The 20,663-nt window shown below is 60.7% G+C and carries 17 protein-coding genes and 1 tRNA gene; 9 read left to right on the forward strand and 9 right to left on the reverse strand.

The features are described 5' to 3' along the window. Positions 1–2 precede the first annotated feature (2 nt). The 5 genes from NOR97_RS11785 to speB all read left to right on the forward strand — a co-directional run bounded on the left by NOR97_RS11785 (position 3) and on the right by speB (position 6,408). On the forward strand, positions 3–1,088 hold the full coding sequence (locus NOR97_RS11785; protein WP_257599212.1) for a DUF1513 domain-containing protein: 1,086 nt from the start codon (positions 3–5) through the stop codon (positions 1,086–1,088). A 101-nt stretch (positions 1,089–1,189) separates the two neighbouring features. Beyond that, positions 1,190–3,079 (forward strand): biosynthetic arginine decarboxylase, encoded by a 1,890-nt coding sequence (gene speA / locus NOR97_RS11790; RefSeq protein WP_257599213.1) that lies wholly within the window; start codon positions 1,190–1,192, stop codon positions 3,077–3,079. 24 nt (positions 3,080–3,103) lie between these two features. Continuing rightward, a complete protein-coding gene (locus tag NOR97_RS11795; protein WP_257599214.1) occupies positions 3,104–4,315 on the forward strand; it encodes a saccharopine dehydrogenase family protein in 1,212 nt (403 codons plus the stop codon). Between the two features lie 84 nt (positions 4,316–4,399). Beyond that, complete coding sequence (gene nspC / locus NOR97_RS11800; RefSeq protein WP_257599215.1) at positions 4,400–5,569, forward strand: carboxynorspermidine decarboxylase; 1,170 nt, start codon at positions 4,400–4,402, stop codon at positions 5,567–5,569. Then, positions 5,566–6,408 (forward strand): agmatinase, encoded by an 843-nt coding sequence (gene speB, locus NOR97_RS11805; RefSeq protein WP_257599216.1) that lies wholly within the window; start codon positions 5,566–5,568, stop codon positions 6,406–6,408. Before nspC ends, speB begins: the two co-directional genes overlap by 4 nt. Before the next feature lie 39 nt (positions 6,409–6,447). Here the strand turns inward: speB and NOR97_RS11810 are convergent, their stop codons facing one another. Then, positions 6,448–7,050 (reverse strand): HD domain-containing protein, encoded by a 603-nt coding sequence (locus NOR97_RS11810; protein WP_171206203.1) that lies wholly within the window; start codon positions 7,048–7,050, stop codon positions 6,448–6,450. Between the two features lie 101 nt (positions 7,051–7,151). On the opposite strand from NOR97_RS11810, the gene NOR97_RS11815 reads away from it, so the two are divergent. Next, a complete protein-coding gene (locus tag NOR97_RS11815; RefSeq protein ID WP_257599217.1) occupies positions 7,152–7,985 on the forward strand; it encodes a LysR family transcriptional regulator in 834 nt (277 codons plus the stop codon). Positions 7,986–7,988: 3 nt separating this feature from the next. Here the strand turns inward: NOR97_RS11815 and lptF are convergent, their stop codons facing one another. Continuing rightward, entirely contained in the window at positions 7,989–9,128 is a 1,140-nt protein-coding gene (gene lptF / locus NOR97_RS11820) for an LPS export ABC transporter permease LptF (RefSeq protein WP_257599218.1), read from the reverse strand. Between the two features lie 218 nt (positions 9,129–9,346). Here lptF and NOR97_RS11825 point away from each other — a divergent pair, with 218 nt between their 5' ends. Beyond that, positions 9,347–10,273, forward strand: coding sequence for an alpha/beta hydrolase (locus NOR97_RS11825; protein ID WP_257599219.1), 927 nt, complete (start codon positions 9,347–9,349; stop codon positions 10,271–10,273). A gap of 427 nt (positions 10,274–10,700) precedes the next feature. Here the strand turns inward: NOR97_RS11825 and NOR97_RS11830 are convergent. After that, positions 10,701–10,776, reverse strand: a tRNA-Trp gene (locus NOR97_RS11830). A 141-nt stretch (positions 10,777–10,917) separates the two neighbouring features. Between NOR97_RS11830 and NOR97_RS11835 the strand changes: the two genes are divergently transcribed. Further along, entirely contained in the window at positions 10,918–11,622 is a 705-nt protein-coding gene (locus NOR97_RS11835) for a lysophospholipid acyltransferase family protein (protein ID WP_170346143.1), read from the forward strand. Here the strand turns inward: NOR97_RS11835 and NOR97_RS11840 are convergent. The 5 genes from NOR97_RS11840 to NOR97_RS11860 form a co-directional block, all read right to left on the reverse strand. Next, a complete protein-coding gene (locus NOR97_RS11840; RefSeq protein WP_257599220.1) occupies positions 11,619–11,864 on the reverse strand; it encodes a MoaD/ThiS family protein in 246 nt (81 codons plus the stop codon). The genes NOR97_RS11835 and NOR97_RS11840 overlap by 4 nt on opposite strands. Continuing rightward, complete coding sequence (locus NOR97_RS11845; protein WP_257599221.1) at positions 11,857–14,112, reverse strand: xanthine dehydrogenase family protein molybdopterin-binding subunit; 2,256 nt, start codon at positions 14,110–14,112, stop codon at positions 11,857–11,859. Before NOR97_RS11845 ends, NOR97_RS11840 begins: the two co-directional genes overlap by 8 nt. Then, positions 14,112–14,591 carry a (2Fe-2S)-binding protein gene (locus NOR97_RS11850; RefSeq protein WP_117868038.1) on the reverse strand — a complete coding sequence of 160 codons (480 nt, stop codon included), beginning with the start codon at positions 14,589–14,591 and terminating at the stop codon, positions 14,112–14,114. The genes NOR97_RS11845 and NOR97_RS11850 overlap by 1 nt, the downstream gene beginning before the upstream one ends. Beyond that, the gene (locus NOR97_RS11855; RefSeq protein WP_257599222.1) at positions 14,588–15,454 is read right to left on the reverse strand and encodes a xanthine dehydrogenase family protein subunit M; all 867 of its coding nucleotides are present in this window, start codon (positions 15,452–15,454) and stop codon (positions 14,588–14,590) included. The genes NOR97_RS11850 and NOR97_RS11855 overlap by 4 nt, the downstream gene beginning before the upstream one ends. A gap of 125 nt (positions 15,455–15,579) precedes the next feature. Then, a complete protein-coding gene (locus tag NOR97_RS11860; RefSeq protein WP_257599223.1) occupies positions 15,580–18,792 on the reverse strand; it encodes a reductive dehalogenase in 3,213 nt (1,070 codons plus the stop codon). Between the two features lie 75 nt (positions 18,793–18,867). Here NOR97_RS11860 and NOR97_RS11865 point away from each other — a divergent pair, with 75 nt between their 5' ends. Then, on the forward strand, positions 18,868–19,770 hold the full coding sequence (locus NOR97_RS11865) for a LysR family transcriptional regulator (protein ID WP_257599224.1): 903 nt from the start codon (positions 18,868–18,870) through the stop codon (positions 19,768–19,770). Here NOR97_RS11865 and NOR97_RS11870 read toward each other — a convergent pair. Continuing rightward, the gene (locus tag NOR97_RS11870) at positions 19,761–20,612 is read right to left on the reverse strand and encodes a LysR substrate-binding domain-containing protein (protein ID WP_257599225.1); all 852 of its coding nucleotides are present in this window, start codon (positions 20,610–20,612) and stop codon (positions 19,761–19,763) included. The genes NOR97_RS11865 and NOR97_RS11870 overlap by 10 nt on opposite strands. Positions 20,613–20,663 lie beyond the last annotated feature (51 nt).

Genomic DNA, 20,663 nt, shown 5'->3' on the forward strand with positions numbered 1-20,663 from the left:
AAATGACATCGCGTCGCCGCTTCCTTGCAGGGCTTGCTGCAACCTCTCTGACTCCGGTTCGTGGATGGGCCTCGGTGGGCAGGCCGGATTTTCTGGCAGCGGGGCTGTTTCCGGATGGTTCGTATCGACTGGCCGGACTGGATGCACATGGAGCACTCCTGTTTTCCGTGCCCCTGCCCGCGCGCGGGCATGCGGCGGCGGCGCATCCTGTCAAAGCACAGGCCGTTGCCTTTGCGCGCCGACCCGGTACTTTTGCCGTCGTGGTCGATTGCGCATCAGGCGCGCAGACCGCGCAGCTGACAGCGCCGGAAGGTCGGCATTTCTATGGTCACGGCACCTTTTCTGCGGATGGCGCGCATTTCTTCACCACTGAAAACGATTACGAGGCCGGAAAAGGTATCATAGGCGTCTGGGACGCAGAAACCTTTGCGCGGTTGGGCGAGTTTTCGTCCGGTGGCGTTGGTCCGCATGACATGCGGCTGATGCCGGGTGGAAAAACGCTTGTGATTGCCAATGGCGGGATCGAAACCCATCCCGAAACCGGGCGCACGAAGCTGAACCTGCCGACGATGGAGCCCAATCTGACCTACCTTTCCCTGTCGGGCCTGGTTCAGGAACAGGTGTCGCTGACGCTTGCGCTTCACAAGAACTCGATCCGCCATCTGGCGGTCCGTCGCGACGGGCTGGTAGGCTTTGCGATGCAGTGGCAGGGCAGCAAGGCCGAACATCCGCCCTTGCTGGGTCTGCACCGTCAGGGGGAAACCCCGCACCTTCTGTCCGCCCCGGAGCAGGACCAAGGCACGCTACAGGGTTATGCGGGCAGCATCGCGTTTTCGGCGGATGGCGCAACCGTTGCCATCACCTGTCCGCGCGGCAACGCGCTGCATCGGTTCGACGTGGCCAGTGGCACATTCAGGGATGCGTTCGAGCTTGAGGATGTCTGCGGGCTTGGATCCGGCCCGAACGGCTTGGTTTTCACCACCGGAACCGGTGTGTTCGGCGCGTTGACCACTGCGCACCCCAAGATCCGGACCCGCGCGAAGTGCCAGTGGGACAATCATCTGGTCCCGATCAACCCACCGGCATGAAATTCGGATTTTTCCGTCACATAGTTTAGGCTTGGAAGAATCAAACAGCTGCCGTATTGGCGGTCGCGAAACTGGCACCCCTACGTTAAGGACCGACTTGATTGAAACAGACGCCGGACGCACCGCATTCCATCTACGGGGTTGAGAAATGGGGCAAAGGCCTCATCGAGGTGACGGAGCAGGGCGAGATCGGTCTGCGCAACCCCCTGGCACCCGAGGTTGATGCGATCAGCCTGCCCGGTATTCTCAGCGATCTGGATGACCGCGGCATCAAGGCCCCGATGGTTCTGCGCGTCTCTTCCTATCTGGAACACGAGATCGCGCATCTGAACGAAAGCTTCCGGGATGCTATCGCCCGCGTCGGTTACAGGGGCAGCTATCGCGGTGTGTTCCCGATCAAGGTGAACCAGCAGGCCCAGGTCGTCGACCGGATCGTCGAATTCGGCAAGAAATACAACTATGGGCTCGAGGCCGGGTCCAAACCCGAACTGGTGATCGCGCTGGCGCATCGTCTGGCCAGCGAGGCGTTGATCGTCTGCAACGGCGTCAAGGACGCCGAGTTTATCCAACTGGCCACGCTTTCCCGCAAAATCGGCTTCAACACGGTGATCGTTCTGGAAAGCCCGAAAGAGGCCGACACGGTGATCGAGGTCTACAAGGAACTGGGGATCGAACCGCTGATTGGTGTGCGGGTGAAACTGACCAACCAGATCAGCGGCAAATGGGAAGAAAGCTCGGGTGACCGGTCCGCCTTTGGCATGAACACCGATCAACTGGTGGCCACTGTGGACAAGCTGCGCGATGCGGGCCTTCTGCATTGCCTGAAGTTGCAGCACTCGCATCTGGGATCGCAGGTACAGGACGTCAACGACGTACGCCGCGCGGTGGGCGAGGCATGCCGTTATTACACCGAACTGACCCGCGAAGGCGTGCCACTGACCCATCTGGACCTCGGCGGTGGCATGGGCGTGGATTACACCGGTGAAAAGAAGGCGGCTGAAAACTCGATCAACTACACGGTCGAGGAATATTGCGCCAACGTGGCGGAAACCGTGGCCTACGCGATGGATGAGGCCGAAATCGACCACCCGACGCTGGTCACCGAAAGCGGTCGCGCTGTGGTGGCGACATCGTCGATGCTGGTGTTCAACGTGTTGGAAAGCACATTGTACGATGCGCCCAACGGCCCCGAGGTTGAAGCCGACGATCATCACATGGTTTCGGACCTTGCCGCGGTGCACGGCTATCTCAGCAAAGACCGTCTTCAGGAATGCTGGAACGACGCCAATTTCTACCGCAACGAATTGCGCGCCCTGTTCCGCCGTGGGTATGTAGACCTGCGCCAGATGGCCCGCGCCGAACGGATCTATCTGTCGCTGGTGGCCCGCCTCAAGTCACTGGCGGCCAGTGACGATCTGGAAACCGACGTGGACGACCAGCTCGAGAAAGTGGCCGATATCTACCACTGCAATTTTTCGCTGTTTCAGTCCCTGCCCGACGTCTGGGCGATCGACCAGCTGCATCCGATCGTGCCCTTGCAGGGCCTGAACCAGACACCCAACCGCCGCGCGGTTCTGTCCGACATCACCTGCGACAGCGACGGCAAGATCGACCGGTTCATCCTGGCTGATGGCGTCTCGCCCAGCTTGCCGGTGCATTCCCTGCCGGAACAGGATGAATACTTCATGGGCGTCTTTTTCGTCGGCGCTTATCAGGAAACGCTGGGCGATCTGCACAACCTGTTCGGCGACACCAACGTCGTCACCATCGACCTGCGCGCTGACGGAGGGTTCGACCTGCTGCACGAACAAGAGGGCGACACGATCAGTCAGGTGCTGTCCTATGTCGAATTCGACCCGACCGACTGCGTCGCCGCCTTCCGCAAAATGGTGGACGAGGCGATATCGACCGGTACTCTGAAAGCCAAGGACCGCAAAACCCTGATGAGCGCCTATCGCGACTCGATCAACGGCTACACCTATTACGAATAACCCCCTGTGAGAGGAGACTACCCCATGGGAAAAACACTGGTTGTCGGCGCGGGCGGCGTATCCCACGCCGCCGTGCACAAGATGGCGATGAATTCGGACATCTTCACCGAAATCACATTGGCCAGCCGCACCAAGTCGAAATGCGACGCCATCGCCAAATCGGTCAAGGAACGCACCGGCGTCGACATCAAGACGGCTGAGCTTGACGCCTACAAGGTCGAAGACACGGTCAAGCTGATCAAGGAAACAGGTGCCGAGATCCTGGTGAACCTGGCCCTGCCCTATCAGGACCTGGTGCTGATGGATGCCTGCCTCGAGGCCGGCTGCCACTATCTCGACACCGCCAATTACGAGCCCGAGGACGAAGCCAAGTTCGAATACCACTGGCAATGGGCCTATCAGGACAAGTTCAAGCAGGCCGGCCTGACCGCCATCCTCGGCTCGGGCTTCGATCCGGGCGTTACATCCGTCTTTGCCAAGTGGCTCAAGAAACACAAGCTGGACACCATCCGCCAGATCGACGTGCTGGACGCCAATGGCGGCCAGAACGATCAGGAATTTGCCACCAATTTCAACCCGGAAATCAACCTGCGCGAAGTCCTGGCCGAGGTGCGCCACTGGGAGAACGGCGAATGGAAGCACTCTCCCGCCATGACCCACAAGGTCGAATTCGACTTCCCCGCCATCGGCCCCAAGAACATGTACCTGATGTATCACGAGGAACTGGAATCGCTCTCGACCCATTTCCCCGAGATCGAGCGCGCCCGGTTCTGGATGACCTTCGGCGACGCCTATATCACCCACGCCAAAGTGTTGGAAAACGTCGGCATGACCCGCATCGACCCGGTGATGCATGACGGCAAGGAAATCATCCCGATCCAGTTTCTGAAAACCCTGCTGCCCGATCCCGGTGATCTGGGCGCGGAAACCAAGGGCAAGGCCTGCATCGGCGACATCGCCACGGGTCAGGCCAAGGACGGTTCGGGCGAGAAAACGTACTACATCTACAACATCTGCGACCACGAGGAATGCTACCGCGAGGTCGGCAGCCAGGCCGTCAGCTACACCACCGGCGTCCCGGCCATGATCGGCGCGGCACAGGTGCTGAAAGGCAACTGGCGCGAACCGGGCGTGTGGAACATGGAGCAGCTCGACCCGGATGACTTCATGGACATGCTGAACACCCACGGCCTTCCCTGGCAGGTCCACGAACTCGACGGCCCGGTCGAATTCTAATCCTTTCAGACTTCATCTTGTACCAAATACTCCGGGGGTCCGGGGGCAGCGCCCCCGGCCTCTCCACAATCGGAGACGCCCGACATGTCCGACATGATGACCACACAGGCCGGAGACGCCGGAGCCTTCCGCCACTTCGACCTGACACGCGTGCCGTCACCCTGTTTCGTCGTCGACGAAAAGGCGGTGGAGCGTAACCTGACGATTCTCGCCGATATCGGCGAGCGGTCAGGCGCACATATCCTGTCCGCGCTCAAGGCCTTTTCGATGTTCGCGCTGGCACCGCTGGTGCGCCAGTATCTCGGCGGCACCTGCGCCAGCGGCATCTACGAGGCCCGGCTGGGCCGCGAGGAATATGGCGGCGAGGTCGCGACCTTCTGCGCGGGCTACAAGGATTCCGACATCGACGAAATCCTCGCGCTCTCGGATCACATCATCTTCAACAGCCCGGCGCAGAAAGACCGCTTTCTGACCAAGGCACAGGCCGCAGGGCGGCAGGTCGGGCTGCGCATCAACCCCGAACATTCCGAAGGCGAGGTCGCGAAATACGACCCCTGCGCCCCCTGTTCGCGCCTCGGCACCCCGGTCAGCCAGCTGGACGCCAAGGCGCTGAAGGGTGTGGACGGGCTGCACATGCACACGCTGTGCGAACAGGGCTTCGAGCCTCTGGCGCGCACCTGGGCCGCGGTCGAGCCGAAACTCGCCCCCTTCCTGAACGGCCTGAAATGGCTGAATTTCGGCGGCGGCCACCACATCACCCGCAGCGACTATGACCGCGACGGGCTGGTGGACTTCATCAAGGCCATCCGCACCAAATACGGCGTCGAGGTCTATCTGGAACCCGGCGAGGCCGTGGCGCTCGACGCAGGCATCCTGGTGGGCGAAATCCTCGACCTGCCGCACAACGGCATGGACCTTGCCATCACCGATATCTCGGCCACCTGCCACATGCCCGACGTGATCGAGGCCCCCTATCGTCCCGCCCTGATGGACGAGGCCGAAACCGGCCACACCTATCGTCTGGGCGGTCCATCCTGCCTGGCGGGCGACGTGATCGGCGACTACATCTGGGCCGAGCCGTTGCGGATCGGGCAGCGCTTTGCCTTTCTGGATCAGGCGCATTACTCGATGGTCAAGACCAACACGTTCAACGGCGTTCCCCTGCCTACGATCGCCCTGTGGAACAGCGAAACCGACGAGCTTAAGATCATCAGGGAATTCGGCTACGACGACTTCAAGGACAGACTTTCATGAGCATTTTTCTCGACAGTGAACTGACCGATGCCGAACGCAGCGAAGACGCCCGGTTCCGTGTCATCCCGGTGCCTCTGGAACGCACGGTCTCCTACGGTTCGGGCACGGCAGACGGACCCGCCGCGATCATCGAAGCCAGCAACGAGCTCGAACGCATCACGGGCCACGCCGAGCCCTGCGTCGAAGGCATCTTCACCGAGCCCCCGCTGGACTGCGACGGCCCGCTGCCGGACGTCATGGAGCGTCTGGCCCAGCGCACCGAGGCTGCCGTCCGCGCCGGCAAGGTGCCGGTCACGCTAGGCGGAGAACACTCGCTCAGCTATGGCGCGGTCATGGGTGTGGCCCGCGCATTGGGCCAGCCCCTCGGTATCGTGCAGATCGACGCCCATGCCGACCTGCGCAACGCATATCAGGGGGAAAAACACTCTCATGCTTCGGTCATGCATCTGCTGGCCGAGGAAGGTATCCCACTGGCCCAGTTCGGCGTGCGCGCCTTTTCCACCGAGGAAGCAAAAAGCCGTCTGAGGAACCGCGTCTTCCATGTCGATGCCGAGGAACTGGTGACGGGTCACATCCACTCGGTCGACCTGCCCGAGGATTTCCCCGAACTGGTCTATGTCAGCTTTGACGTTGATGGGCTGGACCCGGCGCAGATGCCCGCGACAGGCACGCCTGTTCCGGGTGGGCTGGGATATTATCAGGCGCTTCGCATCGTCGAACACGCCCTGAAGGGCCGCCGCTGCGTTGGTTTCGACGTGGTCGAACTGGCCCCCGACGGCAACGCGGCGTGGGATTTCACCGCGGCGCAGATCGTCTATCGCCTGATGGCGAGCTGCTGAACAGGCAGGCGGGCCGGGCTGGCCCGCCTGATCCGGTACTTAGTCGGTTTTGCCGTCATCGACGGTTTCGTTCAACTCCATATGGCCTTCGCCCCTGTTCAGGACGCGGCGCAACATGGGTTCGAAGAACTCCAGCGGCTTGGTCGGATAATTCGGGTCGAACGCCTTCTGATCGTATTCATGGCAGAAATAGCGACACTCCTCCCAATAAGGACTGTCGCGGTACTTGTCGCGCGCGTTGCGGTCGCCACCCAGGTGGTGGTTGTAGTAGTACCCCTGAAACACGCAATGATGCTTGAGAATCCAATAGGTCTTCTCGCTGACGTAAGGCTTCATCATCGCCGCCGACAGCTCTCCGTGATTGTAGGGCGACAGGATATCGCCGGTATCGTGAATCAGCGCAGCCACCACCAGTTCTTCATCCGCACCGTCCTCGTAAGCACGTGTCGCGGCTTGCAGGCTGTGCTGATAGCGGTTGACCGGATAGGGCGTCCATTCTTCGTCCAACGAGCGGATGGCATCGAGGATGCGGTCAGGCAGGGCCGCATTATAAGCCTCTTCATACGCCATCACAGCGTCCCAGTCGGCCTTGGTGGCATTCTCGAAACTGGTCCAGGTGGGTTTGTGGCTTTTGTCCAGCATGGCTGATCCTTTGGCATATGTCCTGAACGGAAGCGTAGTTCGAAACCAAGCTCCAAAAAAATGAATTGATTTTATCACAATGATCAAAAAATACTTTCGACATGCAATTCAAAGCTCTGGAAACCTTTCTCTGCGTGGCCGAAGCCGGTGGCTTTCATGCCGCCGCCCGCAAGTTGAATGTGACGCAGACCGCTGTCAGCGCGCGTATTCGCCTGATCGAGGAGGAAACCGGCAGGGCGCTGTTCACGCGCGGTGCCGGCGGAACGGTGCTGACCGAGTTCGGCCGGCAGTTCAAACCCTATGCGGAACAGATGTTGTCCCTTTGGGGCTTTGCATCGCGCGACCTGCCGGTACAGGCACAGAACCGCCCGGCGCTGCGGTTGGGCGGCCAACTCAGCATCTGGGATCCGTTGCTGGTGGACCTGGCGGTTCGGTTTGAACAGCGCTTTGGCAAATTGCTGTTGACGCTGAACTACGACCACGACCTGAACATGGTCGAAGCGGTGGCAACCCATGTGCTGGACGCGGCGATCACACATGAAAAGCCATCCGACCGGCGCGTCACGTGGTACGCGCTTGAACCCGAGCTCTTGTCCCTGGTCCGGACGCCAAAGGCTGACGGCGCGGACGATGACCTGATCTTCGTCAACCTCGAACTGGGCGAAGTCTATCAGGATCATGTAAGATCGGCGGCGCGACGGGCGTCAGGTCAGACCGTATTTCTTGGCAATTGCATGATGGCGCTGCGATATGTTCTGCAACGGGGCGGAAACGGTTACTTCCCCGATTACGTCATTTCCGAACATCTGGCCTCGGGTGCTCTGGAGCGGGTCGAGGACAGTATCAGCTTGCCCTTGCCCATGTATCTGGTCACCCGAGGTGATCGCGAGGAATTCGACGACATCCACAGCTGTTTGGGGGATCTTCGCAGCTAGAACTCAGGCCGGTGTCGGCATGATCTGGGGCGCGCGCTGCCGTTTTCGCATCAACGGCCGACCAGCAACAAGCAGGAAGAGGCCCGAGATCAGCACCCCCATGATTGCGGGAAGGTACAGCAGAAACCAAAGTTCCGGGTCATCGATCACCACCGGGGAAACAAACCCGCGCACACCTTCAAGCAGCACAAGAATGGTGAAGGCGCCCAATATCTGCGGCCACAATCCAAACCGGGAAAAGCTGCCCAGCATCAGGGTTGAATACCCGGCCAGCGCCACGGCGATGCAAATCGCGATCCACGAGAACCGCTGGTGCAGCTCTTCGATCAGTTTGCCTTGGCTGAACCCTTCCGTGGCTGAAACCTCATCCCGGTTGCGGATCAGGTCCGCCGTTGGAATGGCTTCGAGACTGCGCCGGGCCATCGGATTTGTATTCGTCAGTTCCGAGATGTCGTAGGAGGCGTCCTGAAACAGGGTCGATGACAACACCTTGCCTTCCTTGTTCAGGCGCAATGCAACCCCATCAACCATCACAAGGTGGATGCCGGCATCATTGTTGACCAGATAGGCGGTTACGCTTGAATAGCTGACCGCGTTTTCAGGATCGCGGCGGTCAGACACGAACACTTCGTGGAGTGTGCCGTCCAGATCAATCCCGCCTATGTAAACCGTGACGCCTTCGGCAGGGTGCAGAAACTCGCCTTCGTTCAGCAGTTGAGCCGTCACATCTCCGGCCACTTCAGCCTGCCGGATTTCCAGCTGTTCCACCGAGGCCGGGCGCAGGAACACGCTGATGATCGCCATCATCACCCCGGTAATCACACCGAACAGCAGCACCGCCCGGGCAAGCCGCCAAGGGCTGGATCCGGTGGCCAGCATAACCGTCAGTTCACTTTCGCGGCTCAGGCGATTTGTGGCATAGACGGCGGCGGCAAACACCGCCATGGGCATGACCGTGCGGATCAGGGTCGGCAAAGTCAGCGCGGTGAATTCCAGAAAGACCATCGCCGACTGCCCGCCGCTGATGACCCTGTCAAACAGGCTGACGGACCGGGTGATCCAGAACACACCGACCAGCACCAGGGTGAAAAAGCCAAACAGAATCAGCAATTGCCGCAGGAAATATCCATCAAAACGCGACATGGGGCCTCGTGCGTGTGTTCGTTTGCAGCGGACACTAGGGCATTAAGCCGACAGAGGAAACAGGCATTGGACGTCAGGATGCCCCTGTATGCAACCTTCGCGCATACCGGTTTCACCGCACATCCCTGTTTTGGCATCAAAAGGGCCCGGAGAATACGCTTTGTGAAAACAGCGGCTCATGGCACATTTTCTGGATTGATTGGAATGGAGTTTGAAAAATGGCACTGTTTTTTTCCCGCCGCACCTATAACGCACAGAAGAAGAAATTTACCCTCAAGCCCGCCGCAAAGACGAGATATGTCAACATCACCCAGCAAAGCCCGGGTGGAAAAATCCGAAAGGGCAGTATCGTCAAAAAAGCCAAATGGCTGGATCTCGTGCGTCAGGAGGGCGGGGATTCGGCCGTCCTGATCTATGTTCACGGGTTCAACACCAGCCAGAAGGACATGCTGGACCGGCTGGGGAAAATAGAAACCAACCTAAGGGGCTACGGATATCAGGGCGCGGTCGTTGCCTTTGACTGGCCCAGCGACGGATCGGTGCATACCTATGACTCGGACCGGTCCGATGCCAAGGCGGTGGCGCCGCATCTGGTGGGGGATGGGATCTTGCCACTGTTGGGGATGTCCCCGCGCCCCAAGGTGCATCTGATCGCGCATTCCATGGGGGCGTTGGTGGTGCTGCGCGCATTCTCGGACTTCGGGGATTCGGCCGGGCCCGGCAACAAGATATGGTCGGCGGATCAGGTCATGTTCGCGTCAGCGGACATCGATTCAGAGTGGCTGGAAAAAGGCGCATGGGGCGATCTGGTCCTGAAAAAACGGTGCAAGCGGTTCACCAATTACTACAGCCGGAAAGACAAGGTTCTGGCCCTGGCCGGCGGGCTTGTAAACGGAGGGCGGCCGCGGGCGGGCCGTGTCGGGATGCCCAAGCTGACCTCGAAAGGGCATTGGGATATTTTCTGTGACCACCAATATCAACGAGACGTCCCCAAAGGACAGCGCAAGATGATGAAATCGCATCGCTGGTGGTTCGACAGCGGCGGGTTTTACAAAGACCTCGCCCTGACGATCGACGGCCATCCGGCAAAAACGATGCCGACCCGACACAAGACAAATATCGGGGATCTGGCGCTGCTGGCCTGACTGACCGGCCGCCCAACGCCTTTCTCTGGTGCAAAGCCCGTTTTCGCGGGATTTGCTCAAGTAGCGGCTTTGGGCAGATTCTCTACACGTACTGGCAGCGTCACTATGTGTTGCTGACCAGAAACGGAAAGGGCGCGCTCAACCACAAGCGCGCCCTACTCATAAGGGAGAAACTGAAAACCTGCGTTCTGAACCGAACCTGAACGCCAACTCTTTGACATCCTCAGACAAACAGACTTTCCAACATCCGTCAGTGACGCTGTTCACACTCTGGGCCGGTATTTTTAGATGGCATATGGGGTTTGGTTGCACGGCGGCTCACAATGCCTGCATGCGTCCTGATTGCCGGTTCGCCCCGGCCATAGTCGTAAGCCGCGCGCGCTGGAAACGCGCCAGGCGCGATCGCCGATTGGTGTTTTGATGCGGATGGCAGGGGCAGCAGGGTTCGAACCCGCGACCTACGGTTTTGGAGACCGTCGCTCTACCAACTGAGCTATACCCCTGTGGTGCGCCCCAGATATGACAGCCGCGCGGCGGACTCAAGAGGCTTTTTCGGATTCCACACCACTATCTGAGCCGACAAACAAGTTGCGCAAAATGTGCAGTGCGCTAAGACAAGGTCCGGTCAGCAAAAGGAACCCCGTGTGAACCTCCGCAAGAAGATCGCAGACAGCGAAGCCGTGCTGAACTGGGTGGCCCGCCGGATCGCCGCTTACATCCGATTGGTCAACCGCAACACACGTTGGCAACGCATCGGATACGAAGAACTGGATCATCTGGTCGAACAAGGTGAGCCGGTCATCGTTGTGCTCTGGCATCAACGGCTGGCGCAGTCGCCATATTTCTTCCCGCTGGACAAGGGGCGCATCTGTTCGATCACCTCCTCTGCCCGGGCGGGCAGCATGGTGGGCCGGGTCCAAAAGCTGTTTGGCATGGATACGATCGCCATGGCCAGCAAGACACGCCACGTCGCCTTGTCACGCCAGGTTCTGGGCAAGATGAAGCAGGGTATCTCAATTGGGATCGCGGCAGACGGCCCGCGCGGGCCAGAGCGGGTTCTGTCGACGGTTCCGTTGGTATGGGCGCGGACTTCGGGCAAGCGCGTATTCGGCATCACCTATTCAACAAAACATGGTCGCGAAGCGGGAACCTGGGATCACCTTCTGATGCCCCGCCCCTGGCGCAATGAGGGCGTGTTTCTGTGTCGGGAATGGACTGAAACAGTGCCCCGCAAGGCAAGCGAAGAGGAAATCGAGACCCTGCGCCTGAGCCTTGAGCAGCACATGAACGACATCACGGCAGAAGCTGACCGGATGGTCGGGCGCGAGCCCTGGTCGCCTGACGCCTAACCGCCCCTGAGACGTTGCATCAGAAAGACTTCGCTGCCTTCGGGGATCGGTTCGGTAAGCCCGGTGGCAATGACGCGCCCGTCGATCGCGATGGAGACCCCCGCATCAATGGGGGCCTGCAACTGCGGGTGGGCCCGGACCAAAGCCCGCAAAAGCTCTCCGGTGGTCTTGGCCTCGACCTCAACCACTTGCTGGCCCCCGGTCAGTGACCGGAGGCCGGACCAGAGGTGGACCTCAACCATTGTCCTTGAGCGCCGCAAGGATGCGCGGCGGAGACATCGGCAGTTGCGTCATCCGAACACCCGCCGCATTGGACACCGCGTTGGCGATGGCGGCCAGGGGCGGTACGATGCCCGTCTCGCCCACGCCGCGCACCCCGAACGGGTGGCCGGGGTTGGGCACTTCGACGATCACCGTATCGATCATCGGCAGGTCACTGGCGACGGGAATCCTGTAATCAAGGAAGATCGAGTTCTGCAACCGACCATCCTCGCCATAGATGTATTCCTCGTTCAGTGCCCAGCCGATGCCCTGCGCGGCGCCACCCTGAAACTGCCCTTCCACATAGGTCGGATGGATCGCCTTGCCGGCATCCTGAATGACCGTGTAGCGGGTGATCGATGTCTTGCCGGTTTCCGGATCGACCTCGGCATCGACGATATGGGTGCCAAAGGATACGCCCGCGCCTTCGGGGGTTGCTTCGAAATGGCCCGAAATCGGGCCTCCGGTCGATCCCATATCCGCCGTGATGTCCGCCAGAGGCATCGGGTCGAAATCCCCTGCATTGGGCCCCGAGGGTACCGCGCAGCCGTCTTCCCATTTCACCGCATCGACCGGGATGCCCCACTTGGCCGCCGCACGTTCGCACAGTTTCTCGACCGCGTGTCTTGCGGCCTTGATCGTGGCGAGGCCCGACGCGTAGGTCACACGCGAACCATGGCTCACGTCGTTGTAGCCCAGCGTCGCCGTGTCGGCGATGGTCACGCGGATATTTTCATACGGAATGCCCAGAACCTCGGCCGCCATCAGGGCCATGGATGCGCGCGACCCGCCGATGTCGGGCGTTCCGACCATCAACTGTGCTGAGCCATCCTCGGAAAGTGCCAGTGAAACGCTGGTCTCGCCGCCGTGGTTGAACCAGAAGCCGCAGGAAACCCCGCGCCCCTGACCCGGCTTCAGCGGGGCCGAGTAATGGGGATGCGCTTTGGCGGCCTCAAGGGTTTCGACCAGACCGATGCGCTCGTAGGTCGGGCCATAGCTGGCCTTCGTGCCTTCATGCGCGGCGTTTTTCAGGCGCACATCAATAGGATCGAGGCCCAGCTTGTTGCAGAGCTCGTCAATGACGGATTCAACGGCGAAGGCGCCCATGGGTGCGCCCGGCGCGCGGTAGGCGGCCTGTTTCGGGCGGTTCGACATCACATCGTAACCGATCTGCTTGACGCAGGGCAGGTTGTAGGGCGCAAAGGCACACATGGCCGTCATGTCGCCCGGGGCGCCGGGGAAGGCCCCGCCTTGCAGGCGGAAGACACCCTGCGCCGCCGTGATCGTGCCGTCTTTCTTCATGCCGATCTTCACGTCCATTGACGCCGAAGAGGTCGGCCCGGTGGCGCGGAAAACCTCGGATCTGGTCATCACGATCTTGACCGGACGGTTGGCCTTGCGGCTGAGTGCCAGCGCGACGGGTTCGATGAAGACCGTGGTCTTGCCGCCAAAACCGCCGCCGATTTCAGACGCCGTGACGCGCAGCTGAGAGGTTTCGATTCCCAGCAGCGCCGCACAGGTTTTTTGCGCGATCCAGTGGCCCTGGGTCGTGCACCACAACTCGCCCTTGCCGTCATTGCCCAGCATGCCCAAGCAGGCATGCGGCTCGATATAGCCCTGATGGGTCGCCTCGGTGACAAAGCTGTCTTCGATAACCAGATCGGCCTCGGCAAAGCCCGCCTCGACGTCACCGTGACCGCTTTCGTGATAGCGCACGACATTCGGGTGCATCCCTTCCGGCACCGAATAGTCCGCCGCACCTTCCCGGATCACCGGCGCGTCCGGGGCCATCGCTTTGTCCACGTCGGTGACGTGCGGCAGCACCTCGTATTCGACTTCGATGAGTTTCAGCGCATCCCGTGCCGCCAAGGCAGATGTGGCCGCGACCGCAGCAACCGCGTGCCCGTCATAGAGCGCCTTTTCCCCCGCCATGACGTTTTCCAGCACGTTCCAGAATTCGCCTTCAAGCCCGGGCTTGAACGGGACATCGGCGAAATCGGCACGGGTCACGACGGCTTTGACGTCCTTCGATGCCTCGGCTTTCGAGGTATCAATCCTGACGATCCGGGCATGGGCGTGGGGTGAGCGCAGAATCGCGCCGTGCAACATGCCGGGGGCCGAGATATCCGCACCGAACTTGGCCCGGCCTGTCACCTTGTCCAGTCCGTCAGGGCGATCGGGGCGGGTGCCAACGAAAGTGAAATCAGTTTTGCGATCGTCCAGAGCCATTATGACGCCTCCCGCATCTCAGCCGCCGTGTCCATCACGGCGCGAATGATCTTGTCATAGCCGGTGCAGCGGCACAGGTTGCCCGCCAGCCAATAACGCGTTTCTTCCTCGGTCGGATTGGGGTTCTTCTCCAACAGGGACTTCGCCGCCACCAGAATGCCCGGGGTACAGATGCCGCATTGAAGCGCGGCGTATTCGATCATCTTCTTCTGCAACGGGTGCAGGACATCACCATCCGCAATCCCTTCGACGGTCTCGATCTGCTTGCCTTCGGCCTCGACACCCAGCATCAGGCACGAGCACACCAGACGGCCATCGACGGTGACCGAACACGCGCCGCAATCACCGGTGCCGCAGCCCTCTTTGGCGCCGGTCAGGTTCAGCTTGTCGCGCAGACAGTCCAGCAGGGTTTCGCGCGGGTCACAGAGGTATTCAACTGCGTCCCCGTTTACGGTGGTGGATACGTGGAGCTTGCTCATGCGTTTTCTCCCTTCGCGCGGGCATAGGCGATCTTCGCGGCACGCTTGGCCAGAACGCCAGCGACTTCGGTACGGAATGCGATTGTACCTCGTTTGTCGTCGATCGGATTGCAGGCGGCCGACGCGGCCGCGGCCAATGCGTCAAGGGCGGCATCGTCCAAAGTGCTGCCGATGATCGCGTTGGCACAGTCTTCAACCAACAGAACGGTCGGTGCCACGGCACCCAGCGACACGCGCGCCTCGGTGATGACGTCACCATCCAGACGGAGGTTCACGCCAACGCCCACGACCGCAATGTCCATTTCGGTACGGGGGATGAACCGCAAATAGGCGTCGCCCCCATTTTCACCACGGGCAGGAATGTTGATGGCCGAGATCAGTTCGCCTTTCGCCAGCGAGGTCCTGCCGGGCCCGGTCGGGATGTCCTCAACCGCAACGTCACGCGTGCCATCGGGGCCGGTTACGGTGACGGTCACGCCCGCCGCCACCATGGCGGGCACGGAATCAGCCGCAGGTGAGCCATTGCACAAGTTGCCCGCCAGCGTCGCGCGGCCCTGAATCTGAGTTGAACCGATCAGGTCCATCGCCTCGACGACACCGGGCCAGTCGCGGCCAAGGTCGGGGTGCTCGCTCATCTCGGCGCCCGTGACGGCCACGCCGATCGTCCAACTCCCGTCGTCGTTGCGGGTGATGTCACGCACGCCGTCGATCTTCTTGATGTCGATCAGCGTATCGGGCGTCACCAGTTCCGAGCGCAGCTGCACCAGTACATCTGTACCGCCCGCCAGAAAACGTGTGATGCCCGTCGCATTCGCGGCCAGAGCCGAAGCTTCGGCAAAGCTGGCGGGGCTGTGATAATCCATGAAGCTACCTCGTACCTGTTGATCAGGAATATCTGGGTTCGCGGCGACGTTAATTCACACCTCGTCCGGCGTCCATGGGCCGAGCGACCAAAATTCAACTTCCAAATGTCGCTTTTGGACAGGGTTCAGAGATCGATTTCGATCACCCCATCAGGTTCCGCCGCGCGGCTTTGGCACAGGATCATGGCGCCTTCGCGCTGTTTGCGGGACAAAACGAAATCCCGATGCTCGACCTCGCCCGCAATGACACCGCATTTACAGACGCCGCAGATGCCGTCAGCGCATTTCACATCCACATGAATACCGGCTTCGTTCAGAACTTGCGCCGCGTCCTTGTCTGCGGGCACGGGCAGTGTCCGGCCCGAACGCGCGAGCTTGAGCTCAAACGCGTGGTTTTCATATTCAGGCGTTTCAGGGACCGAGAAATATTCCAGATGGCGCGCCTCTTCGGGAAAGCCTTGCTGCTCAGCCGCCTGAATCACGCCGTTCATGTAACGATCCGGCCCGCAGGTATAGACATGCCACCCATCCCGATAACCGGACAGAATCACATTCAGGTCGGCGCGGGTGCCTTCATCCGAGAAATGGTAATGAACGCGGTCCGCCCAAGGCATGGCGGCCAGATCATCCAGGTACCCCGCCCCGCCCCGTGTGCTGGCCGAATAGTGCAATTCGAACTCGCGGCCCAGCGCATGGAGGCGATGGGCAAAGGCGATCATTGGGGTAATGCCGATACCGCCGCCCATGAGGAATGTTCTGGTTGCCGTTTCATCCAATTCAAAGTGGTTGATCGGTTTGGAAACGAAAACCTTTCGCCCCTCGGTGAAGATGCGATGCAGCAGCGCGGACCCGCCACGCCCGTCATCCTCGCGCAGCACTCCGATCTGATAGGTCGCACGATCCGACGGGTCGCCGGACATGGAATATTGCCGCAGGAATTCCGGTGCGACCAGGACGTCCAGATGTGCGCCCGCTGTCCATCCCGGCAGGGGCGCACCGTCCAGCGATGTGAATTCGTATTTCGTGACATCCGCCGTCATCTTTTCGACCTTGGTCACGGCGACCCGCATCACGGGCGCATCACCGGCGATCTGATAGCGATGGATGATCGACATGTCCCCGCTTGCCTTGCGGGCCTTGTATTCATCGGCCGTCACCATGGCCTCATAGGCTGCAATCCCGGCCTCTCGGTCCATTGCAAAGGGATAGGGCCAGGGGTGCGGAGCCAGATAAGCGGGATAGACGGCCAGGGTCTGATCCTCATATTTCAGGTCCAGATCCTTTTGCAGATCGCGCCGGTTCAACGGGTGCGTCGTGGGGCGATAGGCGCCGTCGGGCTGCAACTCGATATCCCACCACCATTTCTTGATATCGTTCAGCCCGCCATTGCCGACCGCATCGTCCAGCCTGGCCAGTGCGGGCGCGGCCGAGGGGATGTTCATCGCAGCCCAGCGGAAGGGACGTTCCTTGAAGATGCCTTCGAGGTTCCACGGGCAGGTCTTCATGCACCGTCCGCACATCGCACCGCCTGGCGTCGTTACACGGTAAGTGGCGCATTTCTGGCTGTCGGACTTCCAGATTTCATAACCGTTGAACATCAGCTTCGGTCCGGCGGTGATCGCGCCCGAGGGACATTCGCGGGCGCATTTGTTGCAGGATTCACAAAAGGTTTGCAGGCCGAAATCGATGGGTTTGTCATGCGCCATCGGCATGTCGGTCGTCACCACGCCTGATTTCAGGCGCGGGCCCAGATAGGGGTTCAGGATAACTTCTCCGATCCGGCTGACCTCGCCCAGACCGGACAGCAACAACAGCGGCGGTTGCAGCACTTCGCCATCCATCACCGTATGCGCCTTGGCCTTGTAACCGAGGTTGCGGATCTGCTGGGCGATCACTCCGCCCAGCAGCGAAAAGCGCAGGTAGGCGCGCATGGATTGGGCGACACTGATCCAGTCGTCACCACTGGCACCTTCCATCGTTTCATAGCCCTGATCGATGATCATGCTGATGGCCTGATCATGAGGCGGCACGATTTCTTCGCCGGTGGCGTCATGAGAATACCACGCCCATTCCGGGCAGCGGCTGAGGCCCACTGCATCGACCCCAAGGAAATAGGTCGCCGCCTTGATGTTTGCCGCATTGCGTCGGGCATCAGTTGACTTGCGCAGGTCAGCGCTTTCACCGTCCTGCAACAGAACGAATGCACCCAGCGCGCGACGCTGGGCAAAGCTGGGCGCGGCTTTGCGCACGTAGTACCCGCCTTTCGCGGCGTCCTGCAATGACTTGCCCATATCGCCGAACTGGGCGCGGGCGAACATGTCGGCGCGCTTGGGAACGCGGGCAACATTCTCTTCGTCGATATAGGTTGTCGGAGCCTCGACCCGTTTGAGTTTTTCGAACGGATGGGCCCCGTCCACATAGCGTCGTTTGGCGTATGGGTCACGGTTGAGGGCGTTCTTGGCAAATCCCGTGCCCAGCCACCATGCCGGGCCTTGGGTCCGAAACCACGGCTGTTGCGCCATGGGCCTGAGCGGCCGGTCATGCGCGACGGGCATCTCGGTCGTCACGGCTGCAAGGCCAAACCTGGTGCCCAGCCACGGCGCAACCAGCTTGCCGCCCTCGACCGAGGCCAGACCGGCGGCCACGGCCAGCTTGCCCAGATCGATTTCGAACGACATCACGCTGTGCGCGCGGGCGTCAAAACCCAGCAGTCGGATATAGTTGGCGATGACCACAGCATTCTCGGTTGCCAGCAGGCAGGCGCGATGATCCTGCGCGTCGATGATCCAGTCCGTACCGGGTTCGGAAGGGTCCGGATCGCGGTTATGTTCGTACAGAAAGACGATGGCGTGGCGGTGGCCGCCAATCGGCTTGGGCGCGGCCTCCATACTGTCTTTCAGATCCGCCATGATGAGATCGATCCCAGAGGCCAGCGTCTTGGTCTGGCGCGTGCGCAGCGCATGGGCAAGCCGGTCGATATCGGGGTTGCGGCGTGGTTCGTCCAACAGCGCATCTGACGGCAACGGCCCGCAGCCCATCATCGACGCATCGTTGAAATACCCAAATGCCTTCAGATGGTTGGCGCGTTCCTGCGGATCTGATGGGATCTCGGATGCAATCGGGTTCACCAACCCGTCGCGAATCGCGTCCAGCATCGCCTGAAATTCGCCCATGGCGTTGACGATGCTGTCGGGCCGTTCCGGCCGGTGGAAACTCAGTTCGCCCATCAAGGGCACGCGCGACAAATCCGGCATGGTATCTTGTCGGGTCAAACGCTCCAACGGGTATCGCCCCATGTGAACGGGCCGGTTCTTGTCCGAGAAAAAGCGGATTCCCATTATGCGCCTCCTGTTGCCGCCCATCCCCTACCCCGTCATGGACAGCGAAACCATTCATGCATAATCATAAGAGATATGAAGAAAATCGATTTTACTGATCTAGACGGCAAGGTTCTGCGCATCTTTCTGACCATACTCGAGGAAAGCTCGGTCTCGAAAGCTGCGGATCGGCTGGGCGTTACGCAATCGGCCATCAGCCATACGCTGGCCAAGCTCCGACTGGTGCTGGGCGATCCGTTGTTTGTCCGGTCCGGTCAGGGCCTGACCCCGACCGAGCGCGCCTTGTCCCTGAAGGAGCCCGCGCAAAAGGTGCTGGACGGAATGCGGGCGCTGACCGAAGGGCGGCCGTTCGACCCGCAGTCTGAACAGATCAGGATCCGCATCGCCACCAATGACATGCCGCGCGAGTTGATCTTTCCGCAGCTGCTTCGAGAAACACGTGCCGAAGGCGCAGGTCTGCGGCTGGAATTCATTCCTTCAGGCGTGCCCGACCCCGAGCTGCTGCGCAGTGACAGATGCCAGTTGATGCTGACCCCGTTGCCGCCGGACGGGCCGGACATCTTTCAGAAACGCCTGATGACCAGCCCGCTGATGCTGTTCTATGACGCCACACAGCGCACGCCGCCGGACAGTTGGGACGCCTATTGCAACTGCGATCATGTCGAGGTTCGCTTTGCCGATGGCCGCAACGCCCGCGCCGTCATGCGTGGCGTTGATCAAAGCCAGATCAGACCAGCGGTGGTGACCCTGCCGCATTTCAACGCCATCCCGGCCTTCATACAGGGCAGCGACCTGATCTCGACCGACACGGCGCTGATGAAACAGGGCCCGCTGGCCATGCTGGATTGCGCGCCACTGCCGTTCGAATGCGCGCCAGTGTCGATCTACATGGTCTGGCACCAGAGGTCGGCCAATGACCCGGCACATCGCTGGTTGCGGGCCCGGATCGAGGCAATCGCCGCATCCCTTCAAACCTGAGACAACAGCCAGTCTCGCATGATCTCGACCAGTTGCGGTTGGCGTGGCTTGCGGGGTGCAACCACATAGAACCCCAGATCTTCAACCAGGACATCCGCAAGCGGCTGAACAAGACGGCCCGAGGTCACCTCGGGCGCGACGAGAGGCGCATTGGCCAGTGCTATACCCTGCCCCGAAACTGCCGCGTCGATCGCAAGACTGGTCTGGCTGAAGCTCATCATTCTGGGCTTTCCGCTTACCCCCACCCGTTCAAGAAACAAGGGCCACAATCCGTGGGTATCGTTCAGCAATACCTGCTTCATCAAGTCAGAAGGGGTGCTGACTTCCCTCGCCATGGCAGGGCTGCATACCGGGATGAATTCGGTCGAGAACAAGGGCACCGCTTCCAGTTCCGCCGCAAACGGCGCTCGACCCTGCCTGACAGCCAGATCGACGCCATCCGAACTGAAATCCGCCAGACGCTCGCGCGCATCCACCTGAACCGAGATGTCCGGATACAGGTCCGTGAAGCCCGACAAACGCGGCACCAACCATTTCGAGGCAAAGCTGGGCGTGACCGACAACGTGACCCGGCGGTTCGGAGACAGGTCTTCGACGGCCTCTTCGATCAACCTGAAGGCACGACGCAGCGGCGCGTGAAACCGCCGCCCGGATTCGGTCAGTCGCAACCCACGCGGCAGGCGATCGAACAGAACCTCGTCCAATCGTGCCTCAAGCCCGCGCACCTGCTGCGCCACGGCACCTTGTGTAACGCCAAGTTCCTCGGCGGCCAGTCGAAAGTTCAAATGACGCGCAGAAGCTTCGAAGGCACGTAAAGCGTTCAGGGGTGGAAGGGCGGCCATCGTGTTGTCCTGTAGATTTTCTACAGCATAAGGCCAGCAGAACTGATTGGT

It is taken from the genome of Ruegeria sp. YS9, from assembly GCF_024628725.1.
Lineage (GTDB): Bacteria > Pseudomonadota > Alphaproteobacteria > Rhodobacterales > Rhodobacteraceae > Ruegeria > Ruegeria atlantica_C.

Bases quoted from the DNA above. Each gene is read 5' to 3' on its own strand.
- NOR97_RS11845 (WP_257599221.1), bottom strand. From the start codon at position 14,112: ATGGCTCTGGACGATCGCAAAACTGATTTCACTTTCGTTGGCACCCGC.
- NOR97_RS11810 (WP_171206203.1), bottom strand. From the start codon at position 7,050: ATGCTGGACAAAAGCCACAAACCCACCTGGACCAGTTTCGAGAATGCC.
- lptF (WP_257599218.1), bottom strand. From the start codon at position 9,128: ATGTCGCGTTTTGATGGATATTTCCTGCGGCAATTGCTGATTCTGTTT.
- NOR97_RS11865 (WP_257599224.1), top strand. From the start codon at position 18,868: ATGAAGAAAATCGATTTTACTGATCTAGACGGCAAGGTTCTGCGCATC.
- NOR97_RS11795 (WP_257599214.1), top strand. From the start codon at position 3,104: ATGGGAAAAACACTGGTTGTCGGCGCGGGCGGCGTATCCCACGCCGCC.
- NOR97_RS11815 (WP_257599217.1), top strand. From the start codon at position 7,152: ATGCAATTCAAAGCTCTGGAAACCTTTCTCTGCGTGGCCGAAGCCGGT.
- nspC (WP_257599215.1), top strand. From the start codon at position 4,400: ATGTCCGACATGATGACCACACAGGCCGGAGACGCCGGAGCCTTCCGC.
- NOR97_RS11860 (WP_257599223.1), bottom strand. From the start codon at position 18,792: ATGGGAATCCGCTTTTTCTCGGACAAGAACCGGCCCGTTCACATGGGG.
- NOR97_RS11785 (WP_257599212.1), top strand. From the start codon at position 3: ATGACATCGCGTCGCCGCTTCCTTGCAGGGCTTGCTGCAACCTCTCTG.
- NOR97_RS11855 (WP_257599222.1), bottom strand. From the start codon at position 15,454: ATGGATTATCACAGCCCCGCCAGCTTTGCCGAAGCTTCGGCTCTGGCC.
- NOR97_RS11840 (WP_257599220.1), bottom strand. From the start codon at position 11,864: ATGGTTGAGGTCCACCTCTGGTCCGGCCTCCGGTCACTGACCGGGGGC.
- NOR97_RS11825 (WP_257599219.1), top strand. From the start codon at position 9,347: ATGGCACTGTTTTTTTCCCGCCGCACCTATAACGCACAGAAGAAGAAA.
- NOR97_RS11870 (WP_257599225.1), bottom strand. From the start codon at position 20,612: ATGGCCGCCCTTCCACCCCTGAACGCTTTACGTGCCTTCGAAGCTTCT.
- speB (WP_257599216.1), top strand. From the start codon at position 5,566: ATGAGCATTTTTCTCGACAGTGAACTGACCGATGCCGAACGCAGCGAA.
- NOR97_RS11850 (WP_117868038.1), bottom strand. From the start codon at position 14,591: ATGAGCAAGCTCCACGTATCCACCACCGTAAACGGGGACGCAGTTGAA.